20 protein-coding genes and 1 pseudogene are annotated in these 26,014 nt (G+C 53.4%); 14 read left to right on the forward strand and 7 right to left on the reverse strand.

Going from position 1 to position 26,014, the window contains the following annotated elements; genetic code table 11:
* The first annotated feature begins 159 nt into the window (after positions 1-159).
* The 7 genes from NSS83_RS27700 (at position 160) to NSS83_RS27730 (ending at position 9,214) form a co-directional block, all read left to right on the forward strand.
* Entirely contained in the window at positions 160-1,509 is a 1,350-nt protein-coding gene (locus tag NSS83_RS27700) for an extracellular solute-binding protein (protein ID WP_341187592.1), read from the forward strand.
* 280 nt (positions 1,510-1,789) lie between these two features.
* Complete coding sequence (locus NSS83_RS27705) at positions 1,790-2,752, forward strand: sugar ABC transporter permease (RefSeq protein WP_341187593.1); 963 nt, start codon at positions 1,790-1,792, stop codon at positions 2,750-2,752.
* Positions 2,749-3,594 (forward strand): carbohydrate ABC transporter permease, encoded by an 846-nt coding sequence (locus NSS83_RS27710; RefSeq protein ID WP_341187594.1) that lies wholly within the window; start codon positions 2,749-2,751, stop codon positions 3,592-3,594. Before NSS83_RS27705 ends, NSS83_RS27710 begins: the two co-directional genes overlap by 4 nt.
* 102 nt (positions 3,595-3,696) lie before the next feature.
* Positions 3,697-5,460: a sensor histidine kinase gene (locus NSS83_RS27715; protein ID WP_341187595.1), complete on the forward strand. Its 1,764-nt coding sequence runs from the start codon at positions 3,697-3,699 to the stop codon at positions 5,458-5,460.
* A gap of 43 nt (positions 5,461-5,503) precedes the next feature.
* Positions 5,504-7,108 carry a response regulator transcription factor gene (locus NSS83_RS27720; protein WP_341188099.1) on the forward strand — a complete coding sequence of 535 codons (1,605 nt, stop codon included), beginning with the start codon at positions 5,504-5,506 and terminating at the stop codon, positions 7,106-7,108.
* Between the two features lie 112 nt (positions 7,109-7,220).
* Positions 7,221-8,303, forward strand: coding sequence for a Gfo/Idh/MocA family oxidoreductase (locus tag NSS83_RS27725; RefSeq protein ID WP_341346926.1), 1,083 nt, complete (start codon positions 7,221-7,223; stop codon positions 8,301-8,303).
* A gap of 524 nt (positions 8,304-8,827) precedes the next feature.
* A complete protein-coding gene (locus tag NSS83_RS27730) occupies positions 8,828-9,214 on the forward strand; it encodes a hypothetical protein (RefSeq protein WP_341187597.1) in 387 nt (128 codons plus the stop codon).
* 772 nt (positions 9,215-9,986) lie between these two features.
* Here NSS83_RS27730 and NSS83_RS27735 read toward each other — a convergent pair.
* Positions 9,987-11,036, reverse strand: coding sequence for a HAMP domain-containing sensor histidine kinase (locus tag NSS83_RS27735; RefSeq protein WP_341187598.1), 1,050 nt, complete (start codon positions 11,034-11,036; stop codon positions 9,987-9,989).
* Entirely contained in the window at positions 11,033-11,707 is a 675-nt protein-coding gene (locus tag NSS83_RS27740) for a response regulator transcription factor (RefSeq protein WP_341187599.1), read from the reverse strand. The genes NSS83_RS27735 and NSS83_RS27740 overlap by 4 nt, the downstream gene beginning before the upstream one ends.
* A gap of 215 nt (positions 11,708-11,922) precedes the next feature.
* On the opposite strand from NSS83_RS27740, the gene NSS83_RS27745 reads away from it, so the two are divergent.
* Both NSS83_RS27745 and NSS83_RS27750 read left to right on the forward strand, forming a co-directional pair.
* Positions 11,923-14,301: an ABC transporter ATP-binding protein/permease gene (locus NSS83_RS27745; protein WP_341187600.1), complete on the forward strand. Its 2,379-nt coding sequence runs from the start codon at positions 11,923-11,925 to the stop codon at positions 14,299-14,301.
* Between the two features lie 178 nt (positions 14,302-14,479).
* Positions 14,480-14,821, forward strand: coding sequence for a hypothetical protein (locus NSS83_RS27750; protein ID WP_341187601.1), 342 nt, complete (start codon positions 14,480-14,482; stop codon positions 14,819-14,821).
* 44 nt (positions 14,822-14,865) lie between these two features.
* On the opposite strand, the gene NSS83_RS27755 is transcribed toward NSS83_RS27750, so the two are convergent.
* Complete coding sequence (locus NSS83_RS27755; protein ID WP_341187602.1) at positions 14,866-15,156, reverse strand: hypothetical protein; 291 nt, start codon at positions 15,154-15,156, stop codon at positions 14,866-14,868.
* A gap of 162 nt (positions 15,157-15,318) precedes the next feature.
* A complete protein-coding gene (locus tag NSS83_RS27760) occupies positions 15,319-16,812 on the reverse strand; it encodes a DHA2 family efflux MFS transporter permease subunit (RefSeq protein WP_341187603.1) in 1,494 nt (497 codons plus the stop codon).
* 236 nt (positions 16,813-17,048) lie between these two features.
* On the opposite strand from NSS83_RS27760, the gene NSS83_RS27765 reads away from it, so the two are divergent.
* The 4 genes and pseudogenes from NSS83_RS27765 (at position 17,049) to NSS83_RS27780 (ending at position 19,903) form a co-directional block, all read left to right on the forward strand.
* Positions 17,049-17,630 carry a TetR/AcrR family transcriptional regulator C-terminal domain-containing protein gene (locus NSS83_RS27765; protein WP_341187604.1) on the forward strand — a complete coding sequence of 194 codons (582 nt, stop codon included), beginning with the start codon at positions 17,049-17,051 and terminating at the stop codon, positions 17,628-17,630.
* Between the two features lie 123 nt (positions 17,631-17,753).
* Positions 17,754-18,581 carry a metallophosphoesterase gene (locus NSS83_RS27770; protein ID WP_341187605.1) on the forward strand — a complete coding sequence of 276 codons (828 nt, stop codon included), beginning with the start codon at positions 17,754-17,756 and terminating at the stop codon, positions 18,579-18,581.
* 147 nt (positions 18,582-18,728) lie between these two features.
* Positions 18,729-19,180 (forward strand): annotated as a pseudogene (locus NSS83_RS27775) (VOC family protein).
* Between the two features lie 24 nt (positions 19,181-19,204).
* Entirely contained in the window at positions 19,205-19,903 is a 699-nt protein-coding gene (locus tag NSS83_RS27780) for an SDR family NAD(P)-dependent oxidoreductase (protein WP_341346927.1), read from the forward strand.
* A gap of 225 nt (positions 19,904-20,128) precedes the next feature.
* Here NSS83_RS27780 and NSS83_RS27785 read toward each other — a convergent pair whose 3' ends face one another.
* Complete coding sequence (locus NSS83_RS27785) at positions 20,129-21,340, reverse strand: sugar efflux transporter (RefSeq protein WP_341187607.1); 1,212 nt, start codon at positions 21,338-21,340, stop codon at positions 20,129-20,131.
* A 275-nt stretch (positions 21,341-21,615) separates the two neighbouring features.
* Here NSS83_RS27785 and NSS83_RS27790 point away from each other — a divergent pair, with 275 nt between their 5' ends.
* A complete protein-coding gene (locus tag NSS83_RS27790) occupies positions 21,616-24,438 on the forward strand; it encodes a glycoside hydrolase family 3 C-terminal domain-containing protein (protein WP_341187608.1) in 2,823 nt (940 codons plus the stop codon).
* A 77-nt stretch (positions 24,439-24,515) separates the two neighbouring features.
* Here NSS83_RS27790 and NSS83_RS27795 read toward each other — a convergent pair whose 3' ends face one another.
* On the reverse strand, positions 24,516-24,905 hold the full coding sequence (locus NSS83_RS27795) for a hypothetical protein (protein ID WP_341187609.1): 390 nt from the start codon (positions 24,903-24,905) through the stop codon (positions 24,516-24,518).
* A gap of 17 nt (positions 24,906-24,922) precedes the next feature.
* The gene (locus NSS83_RS27800; protein ID WP_341187610.1) at positions 24,923-25,834 is read right to left on the reverse strand and encodes an AraC family transcriptional regulator; all 912 of its coding nucleotides are present in this window, start codon (positions 25,832-25,834) and stop codon (positions 24,923-24,925) included.
* Between the last annotated feature and the right edge of the window lie 180 nt (positions 25,835-26,014).

Below are 26,014 nucleotides of genomic sequence, written 5' to 3' on the forward strand. Positions count from 1 at the left end.
ATAGCGGAGCAGCCTTTGAACGTTTTTTGCCTAGCTGCAGGATGGCATATTCGTAAGATTTTATAAGAATTCGTGCATCGCCCTCCTATGAACTTCCAACCCGTCTTGTTAATATAGCAATGTAGCAAGAGAATACAGATGCATACAGGAGGGTTCAAGATGTTGAAATGGAAGCGTTCTCTTTCGGTCCTGGCGATGACAGCGATATTAGGTACACTGGCTGCCTGCGGCGGCGGAGGGAATAAAGTAAACAATGCAGGAGGGGCTACAGAAGCACCCGCCGGCACCAATGCGGCTGCAACGGCAGCTGCAACTGAAGCGCCAAGCACCAATGAACCGGTCAAGCTGCGGATTATGTGGTGGGGCTCCCAGCCGCGTCACGAAGCTACCTTGGCGGCCCTGGAATTGTACACGAAGAACAATCCGAATGTAACCTTCGAGCCGGAATATTCCGGGATGGACGGTTATCTGGACAAATTATCCACGCAGGCTGCGGCCAACAACGCACCCGATGTGGTTCAGCTTGACCCGGGCTGGATGCCGGACTGGATGGCCCGCCAGCAATTGGCCGACCTGGCTCCTGAGGTCGATGTAAGCAAATTCGATACGAAGCTGCTGTCAGGCGGCCAATTGGACGGCAAGCAGTATGCCGTTCCGCTCGGCTCGGTGGCCTTCGGTATGGTATATGATAAAGCCGCTATGGATAAGCTGGGGATTGCGAATCCGGCCAACGGCTGGACCTGGGATGAGTTCTTCGCCCTGGCGAAGGAATCCAAGTCCAAGCTGCCGAAGGGGCAGTATTTCACCCTCGACTATGCAGGTAACTATTTCATGTACTCGGCGTATCAGTATGCCAGAGGCAAAGGGCAGGTCATCACGGATGACGGCCACTTCAACGTGGATGAAGCCACCTATCTGGACTGGACCCGCAAGTTCGAAGAGCTCCGCAAGGAAGGGCTTGTTCCTCCGGCGGATGTGAATGCTTCCGATAAGGAAAATGATCCGCAAATGGATCTGCTCGCAGCAGGCAAGGTACTGTTCCGTTACAGCTTCTCCAACAATCTGGGAACCTGGGACAGCATTAAGCCAGGAGCCTACGCACTTGTAACCATGCCGCGTGCCGAAGAGGCCGGAGGCTGGCTGAAGCCGTCGATGTACATGGCGGTCTCCAAGAACTCCAAGCATGCCGAAGAAGCCAAGAAATTCATCAACTGGTTCGTGAATGATGCTGAAGCGGCCAAGATTACCCAGACCTTCCGTGGCCTCCCGGCCAACAAGGATAACGCCGCTCTGCTGGAAGCTAATATGAGCGATCTGGATAAGGTAGGCTTGGCTCTGCTCCGTGCTACAGAGCCGGATGGCCAGACCTGGTCAGCCGGAGCCGGCGGCTGGACGAACTTCGTGGACAAAGACTGGGTACTGGTCCGTGATCAGCTCAGCTTCGGTAAATCCACACCGGAAGAGGCGTTCAAGCAGCTGAAGGAAGCCTCGCTATCCTACGAGAAATAAGGTATGAACTGAAAGCCCGGGACAGCAATGTTCCGGGCTTTATCTTTTTAAAAGATAAGAATTTATATGCTTCACGCTATAATTATCCTTATCTTTCTCGCTGAAACGGTACCGTCCTTAAAAGGACGGCATTGCCGTTTCCACTTGGAACGCGGTTATACTCGTGTTTTCGAATTAATCGTTATATTTTGAAAGAATTCGAGCATTGCCCTCCTTTAGCCGGAGTGTGGACCAATACTATACTTAAGCTATACAAATTGACCACAAGAGGTGACCACAGATGAACCGCTCCACAACCACTTTAGCCCAAGCCTCGCCAGCGCCCAAAAAAAGCTCTTATTTCAAAAGCCGGTGGAATGCTCCGCTTGCAGGCTATTTGTTTATTTCGCCCTGGCTGATCGGGTTCCTGGCCCTGACGGCGTATCCGTTGTTCTTATCGCTGTACTATTCGTTTACCGACTACACCCTGATGCAGCCGATGAAATGGATCGGGTCCCGCAATTACGAACGGATTTTCACAGCAGACCCCAAATTCATTCAATCCGCCAAAGTCACGGTCATGTACGTGCTGGCCTCTGTGCCTCTTAAACTAATTGCGGCCCTGCTCGTGGCCATGATTCTCAGCAGAGCGGTCAGAGGGATCAGCGTGTACCGCACAGCGATCTATTTCCCTTCACTGATCGGCGGAAGTATCGGGGTATCGCTGCTCTGGCGCAACATCTTCGGGGTAGACGGGATTTTCAACAAGCTGATTGCTGTCTTTGGCATCGAGGGGAAAAGCTGGATCACCAACCCGGACACTGCGCTTGGTACACTGATTCTGCTCACGGTCTGGCAATTCGGCTCAACCATGGTTATCTTCCTGGCCGGGCTGAAGCAGATTCCGAATGACTTATATGAGGCTTCCTCGGTAGACGGGGCTAATAAGTTCATTCAATTCTTCCGCATCACACTGCCCATGCTGTCGCCGATTCTCTACTTCAATCTGATCATGGCCGTGATCAACGCCTTCCAGATGTTCACCTCGGCCTTTGTGATTACGAATGGCGGACCGATGAACGCTACATACGTGTACGCTATGTATTTGTACGAACGGGCCTTCAGCCGGTACGAGCTGGGCTATGCCTCTGCACTGGCCTGGATTATGCTGGTCGCTATCGTAGCTGCAACGCTGCTGATCTCCTACACCTCGAAATATTGGGTATTCTATGAGACTGACACTGGAGGGAAAAAACGCAAATGACAACTCTGAATTGGAAGCCTGCACTCCGGCATGTGTTCATGATTCTCTTCAGCTTCATCATGGTCTATCCGATTGTCTGGTGGGTCGGCGCCTCGCTGAAGGATAGTACGGAGCTGAGTTCACCGGGAATCTTCCCGTCCGTCCCGCAATGGGAGAATTTCACCAAGGGCTGGAACTCGGTACCCGGACACACGTTCACCGATTTCTATCTCAACACCTTCTGGCTTGAAATTATGGTGCTGATCGCAACGCTGCTATCCTGTACACTGGTCGCTTTCGGGTTCGCCCGACTGGATTTTCCGCTCAAGAAATTCTGGTTCTCGATTCTGATGCTGACGCTGATGATGCCGGGCCAGGTACTGATCATTCCCCAGTACGCCTTGTTCCATCAGCTGGGCTGGGTGAACACGTATTTGCCGTTTGTCGTTCCCCATCTGCTGGCGGGCGGGGCCGGCGGGAGCTTCTTCGTCTTCCTGCTGATCCAGTTCATCCGCGGTGTGCCCAAGGAGCTGGATGAATCGGCCAAAATCGACGGTTGCTCCTGGTTCGGGATTTTCTGGAGAGTGGTCATGCCGCTGGCCTTCCCGGCGGTCGTTACGGTGACCATCTTCTGCTTCCTGTGGAACTGGGATGACTTCCTGGGACATCTCCTCTACATCAACACGGTTGACAAATACACGGTGGGTCTCGCGCTGCGCATGATCAATGACTCCCAGTCTGCAGCTGAGTGGGGCCAGCTTCTGGCCATGTCGCTTGTCTCTATTGTTCCGGCAACGCTTGTGTTCACCTTCCTGCAGAAGTATTTCGTGGACGGGATTGCCACAACAGGCATAAAGGGATAAGATTTAAAAAAAACATCCGTCCGATAACGGTAAAGCGCCTGAGCCTTATTCGACGCTTTACCGTTTATTTCTTGTGAACCGGAGGCGAAGGAAGGGGATCATTTGACCAACCCTTTTAAAAAGTACAGGATCGACCGTCTGTTTTTTCACAGCTTTGCCATTATTCTTATTCTGGTAATTGCAGTTACGGCTTGGACCAGCTACAGCAATTCCTCCAAAGCCCTTGTGCAGACGACCTCCCATTATCAGCAGCGGCTGCTGGATGAACTGAATAATGAAATTACCACCCGGCTGGATATGATTGAGCAGATCTCACTGTCTACCTCACGGGACAACGAGCTGACGACCTTTCTGCTGAACCGGCAGGATGATTTCGAGCGGTACCGCAAGCGTGTAAGCGTTGAGAGTGCCCTCGGCAATCTGACCTATGCCATTCCGTTGATTCAGGGGATTGACCTGTATATGGATGAACCGATGCCGAGCGACGGCCAGAGCTATATCCAGTTCCGGAATATTCGCGATTTGGATAAGCAGCCCTGGTCCAGGAATCTGGTAAAAAGCGATTTCGCCTGGTCGGGGGAACATTCCATTCCCAGCGTGCAGGGGGAGATTCCGGTTCTAAGCTTCGCCAGAAAGGTAATGAACGAGAACGATTATCTCGGAGTGCTGGTCGTCCATATTAAGGCCAAGGAGATTCGGGCGCTGCTGACCGGTAACTCCGCCGGGTCGAACCGGATCATGGCGGACAGCGGGGGGAAGCAAATTCTGAGCATCGGGGAGACACTGGAGCAGAACGAATGGTCTAAATGGATCGACCTCAAGAGCAACAAATCCGGCTATGTTCATATTCCCGGCGACAAGGATTCGGGCAATACCCTGCTCGTCTATTCCAGAATGGACAACTCCATATGGACACTGCTCGAATTCACCTCCTGGAAACAGATTACCGCAAGCAGTCTCGAACTGGCGGAATGGATCGGACTGATCGGGATTGGAGCGATTCTGCTGGTCCTGCTGCTGACGCATTATCTGAGCAAGCAGTTTACCAAGCCGATCAAGCAGCTTGTAAGCGCTATGAAGATGTATTCTGTGGGAGGGCATAGGGAGGAGCTGCCTATAGATTACGAGAATGAATTCGGGTATTTATTCTCCGGCTACCGCAAGCAGACCGATCGTATCGAGGAGCTGTATCTGTCGCTGGAGCGGCGGTATGAGCAGCAGCGCAAAGCGGAGATTGAGGCCTTGCAGGCCAATATCAATCCTCATTTTCTGTACAATATGCTGGACCAGCTCAACTGGATGGCGATTGAGGCCGGACAGGATGAGCTGAGCCGGATACTGGAGCTGATGGGCCAGATGTTCAGGATCGGCTTATCCAACGGCGCAAGCTTCATCATGGTGTCGGAAGAATTGCAGCACATCCAGTGTTATCTGGAGATCCAGCAGCTCCGCTGGGGCGACGGCCTGGAGTACACCATCAATGTGGAGCCGGAGCTTCTGGAGGCTTACCTTCCCAAGCTCACCCTGCAGCCTTTTGTGGAGAACTCCATTGTACACGGATTCAATAAACAACGCAGCGGACAGGTCACCATCCGCTTGACTAAGATTGAGGAGACACTGCAGATTATAATTGATGATAACGGGGCCGGTCTGAAGCAGCCGGAGGCGCGGCCGCAGAGGCGGCACACCGGCGGTTATGGCATACGGAATGTGAGAGAGCGGATTGCCGGATATTTCGGAAATGACTACGGGGTTACGCTGAAGGAACGTGAAGAGGGAGGGACCCGGGTAGAGATTGTTCTACCGCTGCTCAGAGAGGCTCCGGCACAGATACTGACTGCTTCTCTCGCCGTGAAGGAAGGCTGAATGCGGCTGCTGCGGGACAGAGAAGCTTAAGGAGGCAGACATGATGTGGAAGATCGCTATTGTTGACGATGAGCGCCAGGTGCTTCAGGGGATGAAGCGGGCGATTCCATGGGAGGAGCTGGATGCAGAGTGGGCCGGTGAGGCGCTTAACGGGGAAGACGGTCTGGCGATGATCCGCGAAGCCAGCCCGGACATTGTAATCACCGATATCTACATGCCGGTGATGAGCGGCCTGGAGATGATGGAGCAATTAAGGAACGAGGGCTTCAAGGGCAAAATTATTATTTTGAGCGGATACTCAGACTTTGAGCATGCCAGACAAGCCCTCCGGCTTCAGGTCAGTGACTATGTCTCCAAGCCGATCAGTCTGCCTACGCTTAGAACGATCCTTCATAAGGTGATCGCGGAGCTTATCAGAGAGCAGGAGAAGGTGATCCGGCAAGGCGAGCTGGAGCTGAAAATGATGCTGTACGAGCCTTTTGTCGAGAAGGAGTGGGTCCGGTCCGCAGCGGTCGGCACCCTGGAGCCTTCGTACCGGAACAATTCCCATCTTCCGCCTTCGTACCATTACTGGCTGGAGGGCAGGCATGCGACTATCGGGATTGAGCTGATCCGCGATGACCGGGCCAGCTCCTTCTCGGTCTCGGACTGGAATCTGCTGCGCTTCGCGGTCAGCAATATTGCCTGTGAGGTCACACGCAAGCATTACGCCAATATGGAATACACCGAGCTGAACAGCTACAGGGCTCTGCTGATTATTCACCCCGAAGCTGAATGCACACAGCAGCTGGAGGAGCTGGGAATCCGGCTGGTCGACAGCATCCACTCGTATCTCAGGCTGGTGGTCCGCATAGGTATAGGGGGACTGAAGGATACGTGGACGAAGATTCCCGAATCGACGGAGGAGGCGTTCCGCGCGATGGATCACGGGGCCTTGCGGATCAGCCCGGCCTATGAGGTGTACTGCTACCGGGAGAGCCACAGCAGCGGGCAGGACCGTGGAGTTCTTTTCCCGGTGAAGTTCTCTTACAAGCTGGCCGCTGCGATGAAGGCTTCACAGGAGACGGAGGCGCAGCAGCTTGTACACGGATACATTACCGAGCTGCAAGCGCAGCAAGGGGTCTCCGCCAGCTACGTGCAGATGCTAGGGAGCGAGCTATGGGGTATTATCACCTACTCCCTGTATGAGTCGGGCTTCGTGCTTGATGATCTGTTCACCAATGACCAGATTGCCCAGGAGATCGGCAACCTGGCCATACCTGACCAGCTGGCAGGCTGGTTGTCCGCCAAAATCACAGCGATCTGCGCCAGCCGCCAATGGAAGGGCAGCAGCAAGCACCGACAGGTCGTTGATTTCATGACCAACTACATTCATGAGCATTATGCCGAGGAGCTTACGCTGGCTGATCTGTCGGATAAGGTATTCATCTCCCGCAATCATCTGTCGATTATCTTCAAGAACATCACCGGGGAGACCTTCAACAACTACCTGACCCGGGTACGGATTGAGAAGGCCAGGGAGCTGTTAATGGAGCGCAATATGCTGGTCTATGAGGTGGCAGAGAGGGTTGGCTACAAGAACATTCCTTATTTCAGCACGCTATTCAAGAAGATCACCGGCATGAATCCTACCGAGCTGATCAAATGATGACACATATAATCCACCAGAGACAAGTATGATGGTAGAAGCCGCGATGACGAAGCAGGGAATTGCGGCTGAGCCGCACCAACATCAATGTGTCATCAAGGAGGACAGGAATATGCCCGTTAACTTCAGCATTATCGGCGGAGCGGGATTCCGCGCACAGTATTATTTACGAATTGCCCGGGTCATGCCGGACCGGTTTCGGGTTGGCGGCCTTGTGGTCAGGGACCGGGCTGAGGGACAGGAGATAGAAGCAGCGTGGGGCGTTCAGACGTACCGTTCCCTTGACGAGCTGCTGCAGAATGAGGACCCGGATTTCGCAGTGGTCTCTGTCAGCGGCGGGGCGGCCATGAACTATTTGTACCGCCTGGCGGAGATTGGCCTACCGGCGCTGGCAGAGACACCGCCTGCCTCCAGTCTGGAAGAGCTGGAGCAGCTGCACAAGGAGCTGACTGTACACGGGGCCTGGATACAAGTCGCAGAGCAGTACCCGTACCATCCTGTTCAAGAGGCGCGGCTGTCGCTGATCCGCTCCGGCAGGCTGGGCAGAATCACCGAAGCGACCGTCTCTGTATCCCATCTGTATCACGGGGCAAGCCTGATGCGCAGGATGCTCGGCATCGGGTTCGAGGAGGCCGTCATCCGGGGGATGCGGTTCGAATCCAGCTGGGTTGGCGGACCAACCCGCAGCGGCCCTCCGGCTGAAGACAAGCTGATTCCGCTGCACAGGGATCTGGCTTGGCTGGATTTCGGAGACCGGCTGGGCATATATGATTTCACCAAGGACCAGCACCGCTCCTGGACGCGCTCGAATCACCTTAGCGTGCGCGGCGAACGCGGAGAGATCTTCGACAACCGGGTGCTGATCCAGCAGGATAATCTGGTGCCTCTGCAACTGGAACTGAAGCGGATCAACCGAGGAGAGCAGGAGAATGCTGAAGGCTATTACCTCCAAGGGATTATTTGCGGAGAGCAGTGGCTCTACACGAATCCGTTCATCCCTGCCCGTCTGTATGATGATGAGCTCGCCATTGCGTCCTGTCTGGACAAGATGGCCCTCTATTCCGCTGGCGGCCCCGGCTTCTACGGGCTGGAGGAAGCCTCGCAGGATGTATACCTCGGCAAGATGATTGAGAAGGCCATCGAGTCCGGCGAAGCCATAAGAACTGAGCGGATGTGCTGGGCGGAGGGGAAGTAGGGTTGTGGCAGGAGCATAGCTGCTGGCGGGAGTGTAGCTGCTGGCGGGAGTGTAGCTGCTGGCGGGAGTGTAGCTGTTGGCGGGAGTGTAGCTGCTGACAGGAGTGTAGCTGCTGGCGGGAGTGTAGCTGCTGTCAGGAGTGTAGCAGCTGGCGGGAGTATAGCTGCTGGCAGCTGCTTGTTTGCCCAAACCTCGGGTCCGTGAATCCTCCATCGCCCCGACCATTTTCGCAGTGAGAGGTGCATTTTAGCAGTGAGAGGTACGTTTTAGCAGTGAGAGGTACACCTGGAAGCGAAGTTGATCCACCGGTGAAGGATGCTATTGACGCCTGCAGTGTGGCGATACTATAATTTGTAAAACGGATGAAGCACATCCCGCGCCCTGGTTTATCGGGTGCGGGATTTTTTGTGCGTGGATATGCCAAGTAACTTTAGGTTCAAACGCCCCGTAAGCGAGTGAGCAAGTGGGATGATCAAGCTATGTTTGCGGGGAGAGAGATGATTTTGCAGAGGAGGAAGAGAGGAATGGGATTTGCCGAAGAGCATCAGAGATGGCCGGAGTACCATAAGAAACGCAGGGCAGGGGAGCGTCTGGACCGGCTGGATCGGGGGCACCGGCATGGGGAGCAAATGTTTGTAGAGCGGGTATGGTGGCCGATTTTCGGTAACCTGGATGATCTGCATCCCGAGTACGAGGTAGCAGACTGGCGGGGCAGGCCGTATTTTGTGGATTTTGTGTGGAAGCCGGGACAGGTTAAGTTCGCTATCGAGATCAAGGGATATGGGCCGCATGTTCAGAATACGGACCGCACCCGTTACCGTCAGGAGCTGAACCGGGAGACGTATCTGCAAATTGCCGGATACCGCGTCATCGCCATCCCGTACGATGATCTGGAGTCCTCACCGGAGTAGACCATCTCCCTGCTGAAAGCTTTGCTAACCCCATGTTTGTTGAAAACCAGTTCTAAGAGGAGTAGCCAATTTGCAAGGATAGAGCGCGACATACTGCATATGGCGAGCCGGATGAATGGGATGATACGGCCGGTGGATGTGGTGAAGGGGCTTGGTATTGATCCGCGAACGGTGAAGAAAAACTTGAATAGTTTGTGTGACAAAGGCAAGCTCAAGCCTGTCTTGTTGCAAGGAAGTAATAGAATATGCCGGTATGAGCTTGTTCCATCTATTTTGGATAATGAGATATGGTAGATTGTAACGTCTGATCCCGCCAAAAGTGGGTGTGGGGAGGAAATAGGAGGGATAAATCCCTCTGATCCCGCCGAAAGTGGGCGTGGGGAGGAAACGAGAGGGATAAATCCCTCTGATTTCGCTGAAAGTGGGCATGGGGAGGAAATAGGAGGGATAAATCCCTCTGATCCCGCCAAAAGTGGGCGCGGGGAGGAAATAGGAGGGATAAATCCCTCTGATCCCGCCAAAAGTGGGCGCGGGGAGGAAATAGGAGGGATAAATCCCTCTGATCCCGCCAAAAGTGGGCGAGGGGAGGAAATAGGAGGGATAAATCCCTCTGATCCCGCCAAAAGTGGGCGCGGGGAGGAAATAGGAGGGATAAATCCCTCTGATCCCGCCGAAAGCGGGCATGGGGAGGAAATGAGAGGGATAAATCCCTCTGATCCCCCGCAAGCGGCCACAAAAGGGCGCACGCCCAAAGCCGCAAGCGCGCAGGGGCCTAATGAGCTGCCCCGCCCACCGGCAGCTTAATCGTGAACGCCGAGCCCTGGCCCGGCTCGCTGCGCACCTCGATGGTGCCTTTGCTCAGGCTGATGATGCGCGCGGCCAGCGGCAGGCCGAGGCCGTTGCCTCCGGCGGAGCGGGCGGGGTCGCCCTGGTAGAACTTCTCGAAGATGTGCTTGCGCACCTTCGGGGTCATGCCGATGCCGGTGTCCGCGATGACCACCGAGATCCAGGTCCCGTCCGAGTGGAGCGCGACCGAGATCATCCCGCCCTCCGGCGTGAACTTGATCGCATTGCCCAGCACATTAAGCCACACCTGCATCATCAGCTCTTCGTTGCCATAATACCGCTGCTCATCCAGCTCAATGTCCAGATTCAGCTGCTTGGCGGCCCAGAGGGATTCCAGCAGCAGCAGTGCCTGGCGGAGCTGCTCGTCCAGCGGATATTCGGCCAGCTCTGAGAGCATCTCCTGGTTCTCCAGCTTGGAGATCTTGAGGATGTTACCGGACAGATTAGACAGCTGCCGTGAGCTCTCGATAATCATTCCGGTGTATTCGTCATGCTCCTCCTTGCTCAGATTCTCCTCCTGCAGCAGCATGGCGTACCCTTCAATCGCTGCAATAGGCGTCTTAAATTCGTGAGACACATTCACGACGAAGTCATTGCGCAGGGTCTCGATGCTGCGCAGCTCCTGGACCATCAGATTGAAGTGATGTGCCACTTCACTGATCTCATCTACACGGTGCGACTCATTCAGGTAGATGTCGAAGTTGCCCTTGGCGATTTCTTTGGCAGCACGGCTGAAGTCTGTGATCGGGGCCAGAATTTTTTTGCCGACCATAATACTAATCGTAGTCCCGATGACCAGACTGAACAGCATCGTAGTCAGCAGGGGCGGGAACATATTGCGGTGCCCTATCGTATTATGCCCCACGCGGATATATAAGAAGGCCAGAGCAGACAGAATTACGACGAAGAATAGAATAATCACGAATACCATCGATACGAAATACCACCACAAGCCTCTATTGTTCCCCCGGATCATCCCCGCTTCACCGCCTTATAGCCCAGCCCTCTGACCGTAACAATCTCGAAATCCGCACTGTTCCGGAAACGCTCCCGCAGCCGGTTAATGTGGACTACCACCGTATGCTCATCCGACTCGGAGTCCATCCCCCAGATTTCATCCATGAGCTGCTGCTTGGTGAAAATTTTATTCGGGTAAGAGATCATTTTATAGAGGAGATAGAATTCTTTCTGCGGCAGCACGATGCTCTCAGGCCCCTGAATCACGGTTAACGTATCATAGTCCAGCACGGTATGGCCCCATTCGATTTTGCGTTCACTGATGATTTTGGCCCGGCGCAGCAGCGCCCCGACACGCAGGATCATCTCATTCACATTGACCGGCTTGACCATATAATCATCGATGCCAACGAGGAAGCCCTGCTGCTTATCGGCAAAAGTCTCCCGTGCCGTCACCATCAGGACCGGAAGCTGGCTGTTGTTGTCCCGGAGCATCCGTGTCAGCTCAAAGCCGTCCATCACAGGCATCATAATATCGCAGATCATCAGATCGATGTATTCCTTATCCAGCATCTCCAGCGCATCCTCGCCATTCATAGCCGGAACCGCGCGGTAGCCGTGCCTGGTCAGTACAGTGCAGAAGAGCTGCCGCAGCTTGGCGTCGTCCTCCACTACAAGAATAGTAAACATAGATTCTCCTCCTGGAACGGTTCCATGTAATAGAACGTATAGCTTGTATAGATGTTTTGCGGATTCTTCCAGTATACCTCATGAAGATCAACTTAATCTCAACCGGGAGTTTAGGTTTAGTTTATATTGGACGATTATACTGGGGAACAGCAGGACAGGAAGTACGAAGCACATACAGAGAATAAGAGTATAGGAATGGAAAGGGAGACTGGACAATGCTGCAATTAAAAAACATCACCAAGAGCTATAAGACCGGCGAATTCACTCAAGTCGCACTGGATAAAGTAAATCTCAATTTCAGAGAAAGTGAGTTCGTTGCGATTCTGGGCCAGAGCGGCTCAGGCAAGACCACGCTGCTCAACATCGTCGGCGGACTGGATCAGTATGACAGCGGAGAGCTGATCATTAACGGCCAATCGACAGAGCGCTTCAAGGACAGCGAGTGGGATGCGTACCGGAATAACAGTGTCGGCTTTATTTTTCAGAGCTATAATCTGATCTCACACTTAAGCATCACGGACAACGTGGAGATGGGGATGACGCTCAGCGGGGTATCTTCAGCCGAGAAGCACCGTAAGGCGCTGGAGGTACTGGAGAAGGTTGGCCTTAAGGATCATGTGCACAAAAAGCCGAACCAGCTCTCCGGCGGACAGATGCAGCGTGTAGCCATTGCCCGGGCGCTCGCGAACAATCCCGATATTATCCTGGCCGATGAGCCTACCGGGGCCCTGGATTCGGAGACGAGTGAGCAGATCATGGAGCTGATTAAGACCATTGCCGAGGATAAGCTCGTCATTATGGTTACCCATAACCCGGAGCTGGCGGAGAATTATGCAGACCGTGTCATCCGCTTCTCGGACGGACATGCCATCTCGGACAGCAACCCGCTGGCTACGCAGAAGACCTCAAGTGCGTACAAGCTGAAGCAGACAAGCATGAGCTTCCTCACCGCCCTCAAGTTATCCGGCAAAAACATTGCCACCAAGAAATGGCGCACGGGATTGACCGCTTTTGCCTCCAGTATCGGAATTATCGGTATTGCTCTGATTCTGTCCCTGTCCAATGGCTTCGACAAACAGATCAGCTCCTATGAGACCGGGGCCTTATCCAACTTCCCGGTTTCCATCAACCAGACAGCGATCAACTTGCAGAATGCGGGCCCTCCCGGCAAAGAAGCCACGGAGCTTACCGCATACCCAGCAGAGAAGAAGCTCTACCCGTATGACCCTACTGTCAACTCCGCTATGCATGTGAATGTGCTGACTAAGGAGTATATGCAGTATCTGGACGGGATTGATCCTAAGCTGCTGGACGGCGTGTCGTACACCCGCAGTGTGAAGATGAACATGCTGGTCAAGGATGGGGATAAGGCAGTGGCCCTGGATACCAGCAAAATCACCGTGGCTCCGTATCCCAGCAAACAGGATAGTGCTTCGGGAAGCTACCTGGAGCAGTACTATGACCTGCTGGAAGGAACCTTCCCTGCAGAGAAGACAGATCTGGTGCTCATCGTGGATCAATACAACCGTATGACCAAGGCGGAAGTGGATGCGCTCGGGCTGGACTATGAAGCCAAGAGCATCAATCTGAGCGATCTGGTCGGCAAGCCGGTGAAGCTGATCATGAACAACGATTATTATAAAAAGAACGGCGAACAGTTCGTGGTCAATGCTCCAGGCGGGAATATGAATGATCTTTACGACAGCCCTAAGGCGGTTACGCTTAAAATTGCTGGTGTGCTGCGCGCACAGGAAGGGTCGAGAATCTCAACGCTGTCGCCCGGTCTGGTCTACTCCGACGAGCTGGCGGCCTCCTTCATTGCTGATGCGAAGGAATCCGAGATTGTCCTGGCCCAAGAGAAGGCAGATATCAATGTGTTAACGGGACAGGGGCTGTCGGATGGCCTTACAGGCTCGGGTTCAACCGGCCCGATGGGCGGGTCTGCTATGATGAACGCGGGACAGGCTGCTGCTGCCGGTATGGCTTCTCCCACGAAGGAGAATGCGCTTGCCACTCTGGGGGCTACCGATATCCCGACAGCAGTCTCACTGTATCCGATTGATTTCAGTGCGAAGGAATCCGTAAATGCTTATCTGGACAAATGGAATGAAGGCAAAGCGGCAGAGGATCAGGTGCAATATACTGACCTTGCAGCGATTGTGACGAATATTTCCGGCGGAATTATGGACGGGATTACGATGGTGCTGATTGCTTTTGCGGCGATTTCTCTGGTGGTATCCCTGATCATGATTGCGATCATTACGTATATTTCCGTGATGGAACGTACGAAGGAGATCGGCGTATTGCGTGCACTGGGTGCCCGTAAGAAGGATATCACGCGGGTGTTCAATGCCGAGACCTTCATTATCGGGGCTTGCTCAGGGATTCTGGGCATCGGCATCACTTATCTGCTGACCATCCCGGTCAATGCGGTCCTCTACAACCTGACGGAGCTGAAAAATGTCGCCCAGCTGAATCCGCTCCACGCGCTCATTCTGGGTGTCATCAGCGTGCTGCTGACCATGCTCGGCGGTGCTATCCCGGCCAAAATGGCGGCGAAGAAGGACCCGGTGGCTGCCCTGCGCAGTGAATAACGGGCCGTAGTCCAGATCCGCCAGACTGAAATGACGAAGAACCAAGGGAATCCGTTCCTTTGGTTCTTTCTGCATTCTATTTTGCAAGAAAAATTGCCATAGATCACAGACAAATAGGGAGATAGTGGGATAAAATAACAGGAAATAGAGATTTAATCATATACCCAGGAGGGATCAAATGAAGACCAGAGGCAAGTTGCAGGTCATTGCGGGTTTTCTTATGCTGGCGCTAATTATTACCTTGCACGATGTGCTAGAGAATCAGAATCTGAGAATCGTATTATCGATCACTGTAGCGGTAGCCGCTGCTTATTTTCTGTCCAAAATCAGTCTCCCGCAGCAGGTATCCGGCAGAACGATAACGGTAGGATTGGTGTCACTGCTGGGATTCACTTGCGTGTACCATGTTCTACTGTCCCTAGCGCTGGAGCAAAGTATATTCGCTAATTATTTTTGGGTTTTCTTATGCGTCATTTACCTGTTAATCTGGATGCGTGCCCGGCTAAGTCCCTCAAAATAACAGCCGCCGCTTGCATTGGGAGTAGCCGGAGCAGCAGTCTGGGATTACTCCGCAGAAGGCAGCTGGGCGCGCAGCGTTTTCTTTTTATTAATCTCCTTGGACAGCTCTAACTGCTGCTGGGAGATTTTTTTGAGTTCAGCCTGCAGCTTGGTGATGCGGCTCATTTTACTGCTGAGGGAGCTTGGGGATGAGCTTAGCTTGCAGTCCTTTTCCAGCTGGTTGATCTTGAGCTTGGTCTTTCGGGTCTTCTTCTGCAGCTCTGTAATACCGGCTTCCATCTCTGCGATCTCCTGGTTTAAACGATCCAGCACCGGTCTTGTGAAATTAATTGCCATTCGGGCACCTCTTACTTTTCTTAAAATATAATAAGCAGTCAGGATATCATTGTACTATAAGCGCCAGGTATATGCGAGATGTGGAAGAAGACCCATGGAGTGCGCTCCGCGGGTCTTCTTCTATATGCAGCCTATGAATTAGCAAAGCATCAGGCGCTCTCCTTAGATTTCCTCGGCGACAACAGCTGGCTGCTTCAGGGCCGGTTCCTTGGCCTGACCCACCTGCTTAATGAAGAAGGAGAGGAAGAGCCCGATAATCCCGATGCCCACGATAACCAGATAGGAATCGTTGATGCCCTGGATGGAAGCCTCCATTATCATATGCTGCTGAGTCTCGCCGGCAGTTCCGCCGCTGGACATAATATCCTGGAAGTGAGTGGCGGTACGGCTGGTCATCACGGTGACCAGCAGAGAAGTGCCTACTGCGCCGGCAACCTGTCTTACGGTATTGGAGATCGCTGTGCCATGTGAATTCAGCCTGGAGGGCAGTTGATTCAGCCCGAGGGTCTGAATAGGCATCAGCAACAGGGCCATGCCAATCCGGCGGCCGGTAGACATCAGCATCAGATAACCGTAGCTTGTCGAGTCTGTAAGATTCACGAAGCTGAGCGTAGTCAGAATCGTGATCGTCAGGCCGATAATGGCGAGCCATTTCGCTCCGAAGCGGTCGAACAGCTTACCGGTGACTGGCATCAGTGCGCCCATAATGACTGCGCCGGGCAACAGCAGCAGGCCGGACTCCATAGCGGTGAAGCCGCGGGCATTCTGCAGATAGAGCGGCAGCAGCATCATATCCGCATACATCACAATCGTAACCGCCACACTGATAACGGTGGTCAAGGAGAACATATTATATTGGAAGGCCCGCAGATCCAGCAGCGGGCTCCCGGAAGTGAGCTGCTTCCATATGAATAATCCAAGCGATATAGCGCCTGCGGCCAGCGACAATAACACCTCTGCACTGGACCAGCCAGCACTGGCTGCCCGGCTGAAGCCGTAGAGCAGGGTACCGAATCCAATGGTCGACAGGATCACGCTGGTGATGTCGATTTTGGGAAAAGAACGCTCAGCCACATTTTTCAGATAAATAAAACCGCATACGATGACTATAACCGTGAGCGGAAGCATGCCGTAGAACATCATCTCCCATGAATAACGTTCCATAATATATCCAGCCAGAGTAGGGCCAATGGCTGGGGCAAAGATAATGGCCAGCCCGACCATCCCCATGGCGGCGCCTCTTTTTTCACGCGGGAAGAGGGTCAAAATAACCTGGGTAAGCAGCGGCATAATAATGCCGGCACCGGCAGCCTGAATCATCCGTCCGGTAAGCAGCACCGGGAAGCTGCCTGCGAGCGCCGATACAAGGGTACCCGTGAAGAAAATAAACATCGAGGTCTGGAACAGCTCCCGTGTAGTGAAGCGCTGCATCAGATAGGCCGTAATGGGAATCAGTACACCGTTAACCAGCATATAGCCGGTAGTGAGCCACTGGGCCGTGGCCGCTGTAATATTGAAGTCATGCATAAGCTCCGGTGTAGCCACGCTCATGATGGTCTGATTCAGCGTAGCCAGAAAGGCACCGAGAATCATTACGAAAAGAATAGGTCCCTTGGAAATGGACGGAACTTCTTGGCTTGCTGTCTTGTTACTCACTATTCTCCATCCTTTCAAACCGCCAACTCATGGACTAAATTTACAATGTGTCGTATAGTTTACAATGTATAAAGTAGATTATAAATGAAAATTTCATGTAATCAAGCAACGATTTCCGGGAAAATGTAATTTAGTTGACACTTAGAGGATATGTGTAGTGTATGTGGTTGAAAAACGACACTTTAGACTGAAATTGTAGCCTGCCCTTAGACGGCAGCAGATTGGAGAGACCAGAAATGACAAATCCGGCCCAGCGGACAGATCCGCGCGTTCTTCGTACACGCCAATTCCTCAAAGAGGCTCTGATTGAACTGATGGAAGAGATGAGCATTGAGAAAATCACCGTCAACCGCCTTGCACAGCGGGCCCAAATTAACCGTGTGACCTTCTATCTGCATTACCGGGATATTCCGGATATGCTGGAGAAAATGGCGGATGATATGGCTGAGGAGGTTCTGGAGGTGGTGAGAGCGGATACGGACTTTACGGAAGCTGCACAAGAAGAGAAGTGGCCGATGCTGGAGCACCTGCTTGTGCATATTGCCGAGAACGCCAAATTCTACAAAATCGTACTTACGTCGCGCAAGAGTACGATATTTACCGACCGGCTTTTTAAACTGATGGCAGACATTATTTCTGCACGGGTGGAGAGCAGGGTTACCGCGCATGAGGCTTCGGAACCAACGGTGCAGAAGGATATCGCTGTGTGGTACGGCTCGGCGGCCCTCATTGGTACCATCATCGCCTGGCTTCGGGAGGACATGCCGTATACACCGCAGTATCTGGCGAAACAGATTACTTCACTGCGGGCGAATTAATTGCCCGATGCATTCCTTCTTGATGGATTCATAGGTCCAAGAGCAGCCAATCCCTCCCGCATATAAATAGTAGGGACTACTATATATTCTGAAGCTATTTTTGATGGGATGGGGTGGTACGGGATGAGGAGAAAGGCAGGACCGGCACGGAAGCGGGTGCTTCGCGCCAAGCGGCAGGCTGTTCCCGGAGTGAAGCGCAGAATCAAGGCACAGACGGTTGAATTTGCGGTGTTTGGTGACAGTCATGTGGGATATGGTAACAGCTTGAGCATCTTTAAGAGTCTTTTGCCTAAGGCGGTGAGCAACGGGAACAAACGGTTTATCATCTTCGGGGGAGATAATACCCAGGCGGGAGCGGATCACGGGAATAACGCTAACGCCTACTATAAGGACTTCAAGGATACAGTGACTGCCACGCTGGGAAGCATCCCTTACAAGGCCTCTATAGGGAACTGGGAAGCCAGTACCCGGTCCTTGTTCACGCAGTATTTAGGGGCGGTGGCCGGACAGATGAATTTCCCGGGAACGCAGGGCAAGGTGAGATATGTGTGGCTGGATTGTGCGCTGGGCCAGTTCACACCGGCAAGCCTCAATCTGCTGCGTAATCTGGATGACAGGTATTTCTATATTATTGATTTCCACTGGCCGCTCCGGGTGCAGGGCATTACGGTGGATTCCAGCCATGTGCTCAGCGCGGCCGAGACCTCCAAGTTCTTCACGGCCATTCCGGCAAAAGCCAGAGAGAAGGTGCTGGCGATCTTCACTCATCATGGTCACAAATTCTACCGGAAGCTGAACAACATCTATCCCGGCTACACCAGAACCAAATTCTTCGTCACCGGATGCTCCGGGGACTACAAATGCAAGCCCGGCGGGAACATGGGGTACTATAATGCTACATTAACCAGCAGCGGGTCAGGCTACAAAGTCGAGGCTTTTATCGCGCACTGAGGGGCTAAGTGAATGAGGCATAGCGGCGGGAGAGTGTCGTGAAGACATTCTCTTTGTTTTTGGGCAGACGTCCTGAAGGAGAACTTGACAGCCCTTTCACAGGTTGGGTATGGTTGTCTGGTCAGCAGATAAAGGAGGCAGAACAGAATGTCAGGATTACTTGGAAATCACTTCATGACACAGATTGGGATTCTGGTTCACGATATCGAGAAGGTGAGTCAGGCGTATGCAGACTTTTTCGGACTGGACAAGCCTCAGATCAGCATCACGGACACAGCCGATATTGCCCGGACGGAGTATAACGGCAGAGGACAGGGGCGCGGGCGAAGCTTGCATTTTTTGACATGGGGTCCTTGCAGCTAGAATTGATTGAACCGGATCATGAGCCGAGCACCTGGCGGGATTACCTGAATGAGCACGGGGAAGGGGTTCACCATATTGCGTTCGTGGTAGAAGGTATGAAGGAGAAGATTATGCTGCTTGAAGGCAAGGGATTTCCGCTTCAGCAGAAGGGTGAATATACCGGCGGACGGTATGCTTATATGGATACGTTCAAGGAATTGAAGGTAGTGCTGGAATTGCTGGAGAATGACAAATAGACTTCAGACGGGAGGAATTATAGAATGAATATTCTAATTACAGGGGCGGGACGCGGACTGGGCCTTGAGCTGGCAGCAGCTGCGCTGGAGCGTGGACATGCTGTTATTGCGGGAGTGCGGGATCTGACGCGCGGGCAGGCAGCATTAGCTGATCTGGCGGCAGTACACGGGGACAAGCTGACTCTTGTGACGCTTGATGTGACGGATGAGGCCGGAATCGCGGCGCTTGCTGCCAGCCTGACAGAGCAGGCCCGGACACTCGGCGTTATCATCAATAATGCCGCAGTGCTGAATGCCACGGACACCGCACTTGAAGCGCTGGATATGGAAGAGATGCAGCGTGCCATGGATATCAATCTGTACGGGCCGATGCGGGTGGTTAAGCACCTCCTGCCGCTGCTGACCGATCCGGATGCTTCAATCATCAATATCTCATCAGAGGCAGGCAGTATCACCAATGCTTACCCGGGCAGCTATCCGTATACGATCTCCAAGACCGCACTAAATATGTTCACGCAGAAGCTCCATGTCACGCTGAAGGACCGCGGCATCCATGTGCTCAGCGTCCATCCCGGCTGGATGCCTACCGATATGGGCGGAGCTAAGGCACCGCTTCACCCGCGCACCAGTGCCGAGGGCATTCTGGACCTGATCGGGCAGAGAGCCGAGCCGTCCGGCCACTTCAGATTCGTGGATTACACGGGTAAGGATATGGAGATTTAACTATACAGCATTAGGTTTAGAACTGTAAGGATGAACCTTAGGGGTGTTAAAGTCTGAGCATGAACATCGAGCTACTATTAGGCTGATACTGTACCCGTTACCGAATTCTGCTCTTACATTCAAGTAACTGATTGTACTTCCTGCAATAGTAAACGCATATCCGATAATGATCATATTCACAATATTAAATCTAATGCTCTATTACTATACACAGCACTTCACCTGTTAAGAGGCGAGCGGAGCTGTGATTTTCTCGTCCGGAGAGCGGCGGGGCCAGAGCAGCAGTCCCAGTGAGCAGACTACCAGAACTACGCAGAGCAGGTAGGAATGGCGGTATCCTAACCACTGGGCTGCAGCTCCTCCCGCCAGGCTTCCGGCCAGTCTGCCGATAGTTGTAGCGTTGGTATACAGGGTGGAGGCATAGCCGGGAAGGTCCGGCAGCAGATCCTGAATATAGCTGATGCCAATCGCAGAAATTACAGCGACAAAAAAAGCGAGCAGCACCTGTCCGGCGATGAGCTGCCACAGCTCACCTACTCCGATCACCAGTGCATAGTAGATTCCCCCCATTGCCATTCCCCAGCCCAGCAGCACCTTGCTGTCGTATTTGGCTGACAGCAGCCCCAGCACCAGCATGAACGGAATTTCCATTAACGCGCAGATACTGGCTACCGAAGCTACATTCTGTGTAGTGCCTCCCAGCGTATTGACAATGAACAGGGAGATATTCAGATTATTGGCCCAGTGTCCGGTATAGAGCAGGGTCAGGATAAGAAAAGGAACCAGTACCCTGGCGCTGCGTTGGCGTCCGGCATGCGGTTGGACACGCCGCTCGGGCTGCTGCTTAGCGGCTGAAGGCCGTACGAAGCTGAACACCAGCAGGGCGTTGATCAGGAAGATCAGTGTCGTCGTTGAGAAGATTCCCTGAAATCCGAAGCGGCTCAGGAGCGCGGCTCCAACCAGCGGACCGCTGATGAAGCCAAGGGAGAACATCGAGCGCAGGGCCGAGTTAGCCAAGGCATGATCAGGAGAGCTGCTGGCGTTCACAGCTTCTCTGGCACTGGCGAATAATTGCGGCATCGCCGGGGCGCCTAATGCGGTGAATATGGTCATATAGGCCAGCAGCGCGTAGAAGTCATGAATGAATATGTATCCGGCAAAAGCAACCGCGTTGAACATCATACAGATCACCATCAGCCTGCGGCGGTTCAGCCCGGCGTCGGAGCGTTTGGCGATGAACATGCTTAAGGCTACCCCGCTAAGGAGGGTCACCGCTGTAAATATTCCGAAGGTTCCGGCACTGACGCCGAGTTCTTCTGTGAAGTAGACCGCCAGGAATGGAGCGCTGATAGAGATGGCCATTCCCTGGAACAGCATGCAGAGCAGGAATATAGGATAGGTTGGAATGAGGAGCAGAGCATAGGTTCTTTTGAGCATAGAGTGTGTGGACTTCCTTTCCGCATCGCTTGTAGTCTTATCTTTGGTTTAATTATAGTATAACGTCAATAGCATAGGATGTGTCTGATTAGCATCTAACCAATACGGAATCCCTAATAATGAACTGGTTTTTGGGCCAATTGTGCTGGTGTTATTGTCAGGGAAGATATTCTAAGATGGAGAGGATAGGACAGCCGGACTGTGCGGAGGCAAGAGGACGCTGGGCTTGGCTGGAGATGAAACCGTTATCATGAAGAATAAAGGAGAGATTACATATGGACGCTGCTGCGTATCCTTTTAGACAAATTGAATTGCCATTAGATGAACGTGTTCAGGATCTGCTCTCCCGGCTGACGCTTGCAGAGAAGGTCAGTCTGATGCCGCAATATCAGGCAGCCATTGAACGGCTGGGTGTAGGCGGTTACAAGCATGGGACGGAGGGTGCGCACGGGATTTCCTGGCTGGGCAAAGCCACCTCGTTCCCGCAGCCAAGCGGGCTCGCCTGTACCTGGAACCCGGCGCTGCTGCAAGAAATCGGTTCGGCAATCGGGGATGAGGCCAGAGCCTTTTACCGCAAGAATCCCACTATTAACGGCTTGACTCTGTGGGCACCGACAGTAGATATGGAACGGGACCCGCGCTGGGGGAGAACAGAGGAGGCCTACGGGGAAGACCCTGAGCTGACAGGCCGGCTGAGTACAGCGCTTGTCCAGGGAATTCAGGGGGATCATCCGGTGTATCTGAAAGCGGTAGCGACCCTGAAGCATTTCCTCGGCAACAATAATGAGATTGACCGGGGCGTGGCTTCGTCCAGCATTGACCCGCGCAATATGCGCGAATATTACCTCGAAGCCTTCAAGCCTGCCTTCAAGGAAGGCGGTGCACAATCCATGATGACCGCCTACAATTCCGTGAACGGTGTGCCGGTTATCCTCCATCCGGCGGTGATGGAGATTGTGAAGGGCGAATGGGAGATGGACGGCTTCATTGTCAGCGATGCCGGAGACCTGTTCGGCATTGTGAAGGACCATAAGTATTATGAGTCCTTCGCCCAGTCTATGGCGGAATCTATTAAGAATGGCATTGACAGTGTGACCGAAGAGACGGAGGAGACCATTAAGGTTATTCACGATGCGATCCGTGAAGGGCTGCTGACTGAGGCAGATCTGGACCGCGCACTGGCGAACACCTTCCGTATCCGCTTCCGGCTCGGTGAGTTCGACCCGGAGGAAGGAAATCCGTACACGAAGATAGACGACTCGGCGATTCTCAGCAAAGCGCATGGCGAGTTGTCACTCGAAGCCGCGAAGGAATCCATTGTGCTGCTGAAGAATGACAACGCAGCCCTTCCGCTGAATGCAGCCGCGCTCTCCAAGGTGGCTGTAATCGGCCCGCTGGGAGACGAAGCGTTCAGAGACTGGTATTCCGGTACGCTGCCGTATGCTGTGACCCCTTTGCAGGGAATCATCAAGAAGCTCACAGGCAAGCAGGTCACCTTCGAGAGCGGGGATGACCGGATCATTCTGACCTCCGCTGCCAGCGGACAAGCCGTGGGGTTTACGGGGGAAGACGGACGGCTCGCAGTGTTGCATGATCTGCCGGAGCGCGGGGAGCTGTTCCGCCATACGGCATGGGGCTGGACCGCTCATACCCTTGAATCTGCCAGCCGGGGACAATATGTTACCCTGACAGATGCCGGTACACTGACTGCTTCCGCGGATGAAATCTATGGCTGGTATGTGAAGGAATCACTGAACCTGGTTGAAGAAGGCGAAGGCGGTGTCAGCTTGCGTACCTGGAATGATCAGCCGGTTGCCGTCAGTGCCGGAGACGGAACCCTCCGTGTCTCGGAAGGGGAGCCCTCCTCCGAAGCACGGATCTTCCATAAGCAACTGGTAGTGAATGGCGTAGAAGCAGCCGTTGAAGCGGCCCGTGCCGCTGAGGTTGCCGTCGTATTCGTCGGTAACCATCCGCTCTTGAACGGTAAGGAGGAGATTGACCGGCCGGATATTGTACTGCCCGCAGAGCAGGAGAATCTGGTCAAGGCCGTGTATGCCGCCAACCCGAACACCGTCGTGGTGATCGTCGGCAGCTACCCGATTTCTTCTACCTGGATCGACGAGCATATTCCGGCCGTGCTGTACACTTCGCATAGCGGACAGGAGCTGGGCCATGCCGTTGCAGATGTCCTATTCGGGGATTACAGCCCGTCGGGCAAACTGAATATGACCTGGTACCGCAGCGTCAGCCAACTGCCGGAATTCATGGACTACGATATTATCAAAGGCAAAAGAACCTACATGTACTTCGACGGTGAGCCGCTCTACCCATTCGGTCACGGTCTGAGCTACGCGCAGGTGAATTATAATAAGCTGTCGCTGGCAGCGGAGGAAGTCCAGCAGGACGGTAATATCAGTCTGACCGTAGAGCTTGAGAACAGCGGCAGCGTTGACGGTGACGAGGTAGTCCAGCTGTATGTCCAGTGCTTGTCCACACGGATCAAGCGGCCGCTTAAGCAGCTGAAGAGGTTTGTTAAAATCCGGCTGGCTGCCGGACAGAAGCAGACGGTCACCTTCACCTTACCCGCCGCTGAGCTCTCCTTCTGGGACGTCAGCCGCGAACAGTACTGTGTGGAGGATGGGGAATACCGGGTAATGGCAGGCCGTTCCTCAGGAGATATCCGGCTGTCCGCCACCATCAGGGTGCATGGCGAGACCGTTCCGCCGCGTGAGCTGTATTCGCAGGTTAAGGCTGAGAATTACGATGATTACGATAGCGTCTTCCTCGATGAATGCAAGGCTGGCGGCGCTGCGGTGCATCCGGTGAAGGACGGGGCATGGATCGCTTTCCATAATGTCCGGTTTGCAGAGGGTGCAACAGGCATTGAGATGTTGGTATCTTCCGCCTTGGGAGGCGTGGTTGAAGTCCGGACCGGCAGCCCGTCCGGCAAGCTGGCAGCTACACTTGCTGTTGCGTCCGGCGGCGTCCAGCAGTGGCACAGCCACTCGGCTATAGCGGACATAGACGCCGGAACCACAGATGTGTATCTTGTGTTGCGGGGTGAGGTTCTGCTCAGCCGCATTCAGTTTATGGTGTAACAAGAAGCTAACAGAGCAGCGTTTCTCCTGTAACAGGAGAAGCGCTGCTCTGCTGTGTATCCGGGCCCCGGATCAGTCTAGCTTAATTCATCCGTCACATCTGACCAGGTGAAATAATCAGGCAGCTGCTGCATGCCCCAATAATCCAGCAGCAGCCGGATCACGCTGACCCGGTCCGTCATCAGCCGGGAGAAATGCCTGAAGGACCCGTCTGGATAACCGAGGCGCAATTCAACGACGATGCTGTGAGGAGTATGGCGGACAGGGGCGGCCTGCATATAAAGACTTCCCTCTACCGGCACACTGGGATCAATGACGATGAAATCATCCGGATCGTCCGCGAAGCCGTTCACGATATCGGTGATAAGCGAGGCTTCAATGGCGTAGTTTGCATAGGTTTCATATTGGGTGCTGATTGTATAAGTGACATTGCTGCTGTTATCTGTGCCGGAGTTTACCGTTTCCATGTTTTATTTTCCTCCTCTTAATACGAACTCAAAGACGAAGCTCCGCCAGACAAACCCTGCGCCTTGCGGAACGCGGAGGGAGACATGCCGCTCTGCTTATTGAAGATGCGGTTGAACTGGGAGAAGCTGTTGAAGCCGCATTGTCCGGCGATGTCGGAGATCTTGTGCCGGGTGTGGAGCAGGAGCTGCTGGGCTTTGCGGACGCGGGTCATTTGGATGTACTCGGTCAGGGTAAAGCCGGTGACGGTTCTGAACTGGTGCGATAAATAATAAGGGCTAATATAGAACTCCTTGGAGATTGTATCCAGGGACAGCTCGCTGCCGTAATGGCTGTGAATATGGGCGGTGATTGAATAGATTTTTTGCATCATCGCGTTGCCGATCTCCTCCAGCACGTATGCATTCTTGTCATTCTGCTGGGACAGACTGCATAGGAACTGCTGGAACAGACTGTGAATCAGCACAGGGTTCAGCGGTGAAGCGCTGCGGGAACAGTTGAAAATAGCATTGAGCGGCTCGAACACGGCACTGCGCGGGCCTCCGGTGAACCGGTAGATCGGAACCTCCTCGGAGAACGGCTGCAGCATAGCATTGTAAGCGGTCTCAAATCCGGGCATATTCCTGGGCAGGTTGAAGTTGATAATCAGCCGCTTATGCGGCGGGCCTGCGGGATACTGGGTCATATGCAGCCGGTACGGGGCAAGCAGAACAATGTCATATTGCTGCAGGGCATGTACATTACCTTCAATAATATGAGTAGCGCTGGAATCCAGCAGAATATGAATCTCATAAAAGTCATGATCGTGCTGAAACTCCATATTGATATCGTGAGAGCGCTGATCGTAGTCAAAATAGTAAAAGAGCGGATCAGCCGGGGTATTGATTCGGATGCTATATCCTTGTTCGTATAACAGGTCGCTGTCAAGCATAGCCTCTCTCCTCACCGTTGCCTTTTTACTAAAGAAGCCTAAGCCGTTTCCACCTGTATATTATAGGCCCGAAAAAGCAAAATATGCAATGTATAGTGCGGAATGCAGCAAGAGTAGGGTAGTTTTTGGAGTGAAAGGTTTGCTATAGTAACCATATGAAAGCGGATACAGGGAGTGATA

The organism is Paenibacillus sp. FSL H3-0469, assembly GCF_038051945.1.
In the GTDB taxonomy this organism is placed as follows: Bacteria; Bacillota; Bacilli; order Paenibacillales; family Paenibacillaceae; genus Paenibacillus_AQ.

Bases quoted from the DNA above. Each gene is read 5' to 3' on its own strand.
- NSS83_RS27765 (WP_341187604.1), top strand. From the start codon at position 17,049: ATGACAAATCCGGCCCAGCGGACAGATCCGCGCGTTCTTCGTACACGC.
- NSS83_RS27750 (WP_341187601.1), top strand. From the start codon at position 14,480: ATGAAGACCAGAGGCAAGTTGCAGGTCATTGCGGGTTTTCTTATGCTG.
- NSS83_RS27755 (WP_341187602.1), bottom strand. From the start codon at position 15,156: ATGGCAATTAATTTCACAAGACCGGTGCTGGATCGTTTAAACCAGGAG.
- NSS83_RS27730 (WP_341187597.1), top strand. From the start codon at position 8,828: ATGGGATTTGCCGAAGAGCATCAGAGATGGCCGGAGTACCATAAGAAA.
- NSS83_RS27795 (WP_341187609.1), bottom strand. From the start codon at position 24,905: ATGGAAACGGTAAACTCCGGCACAGATAACAGCAGCAATGTCACTTAT.
- NSS83_RS27800 (WP_341187610.1), bottom strand. From the start codon at position 25,834: ATGCTTGACAGCGACCTGTTATACGAACAAGGATATAGCATCCGAATC.
- NSS83_RS27745 (WP_341187600.1), top strand. From the start codon at position 11,923: ATGCTGCAATTAAAAAACATCACCAAGAGCTATAAGACCGGCGAATTC.
- NSS83_RS27710 (WP_341187594.1), top strand. From the start codon at position 2,749: ATGACAACTCTGAATTGGAAGCCTGCACTCCGGCATGTGTTCATGATT.
- NSS83_RS27770 (WP_341187605.1), top strand. From the start codon at position 17,754: ATGAGGAGAAAGGCAGGACCGGCACGGAAGCGGGTGCTTCGCGCCAAG.
- NSS83_RS27790 (WP_341187608.1), top strand. From the start codon at position 21,616: ATGGACGCTGCTGCGTATCCTTTTAGACAAATTGAATTGCCATTAGAT.
- NSS83_RS27700 (WP_341187592.1), top strand. From the start codon at position 160: ATGTTGAAATGGAAGCGTTCTCTTTCGGTCCTGGCGATGACAGCGATA.
- NSS83_RS27785 (WP_341187607.1), bottom strand. From the start codon at position 21,340: ATGCTCAAAAGAACCTATGCTCTGCTCCTCATTCCAACCTATCCTATA.
- NSS83_RS27725 (WP_341346926.1), top strand. From the start codon at position 7,221: ATGCCCGTTAACTTCAGCATTATCGGCGGAGCGGGATTCCGCGCACAG.
- NSS83_RS27740 (WP_341187599.1), bottom strand. From the start codon at position 11,707: ATGTTTACTATTCTTGTAGTGGAGGACGACGCCAAGCTGCGGCAGCTC.
- NSS83_RS27705 (WP_341187593.1), top strand. From the start codon at position 1,790: ATGAACCGCTCCACAACCACTTTAGCCCAAGCCTCGCCAGCGCCCAAA.
- NSS83_RS27780 (WP_341346927.1), top strand. From the start codon at position 19,205: ATGAATATTCTAATTACAGGGGCGGGACGCGGACTGGGCCTTGAGCTG.
- NSS83_RS27720 (WP_341188099.1), top strand. From the start codon at position 5,504: ATGTGGAAGATCGCTATTGTTGACGATGAGCGCCAGGTGCTTCAGGGG.
- NSS83_RS27735 (WP_341187598.1), bottom strand. From the start codon at position 11,036: ATGATCCGGGGGAACAATAGAGGCTTGTGGTGGTATTTCGTATCGATG.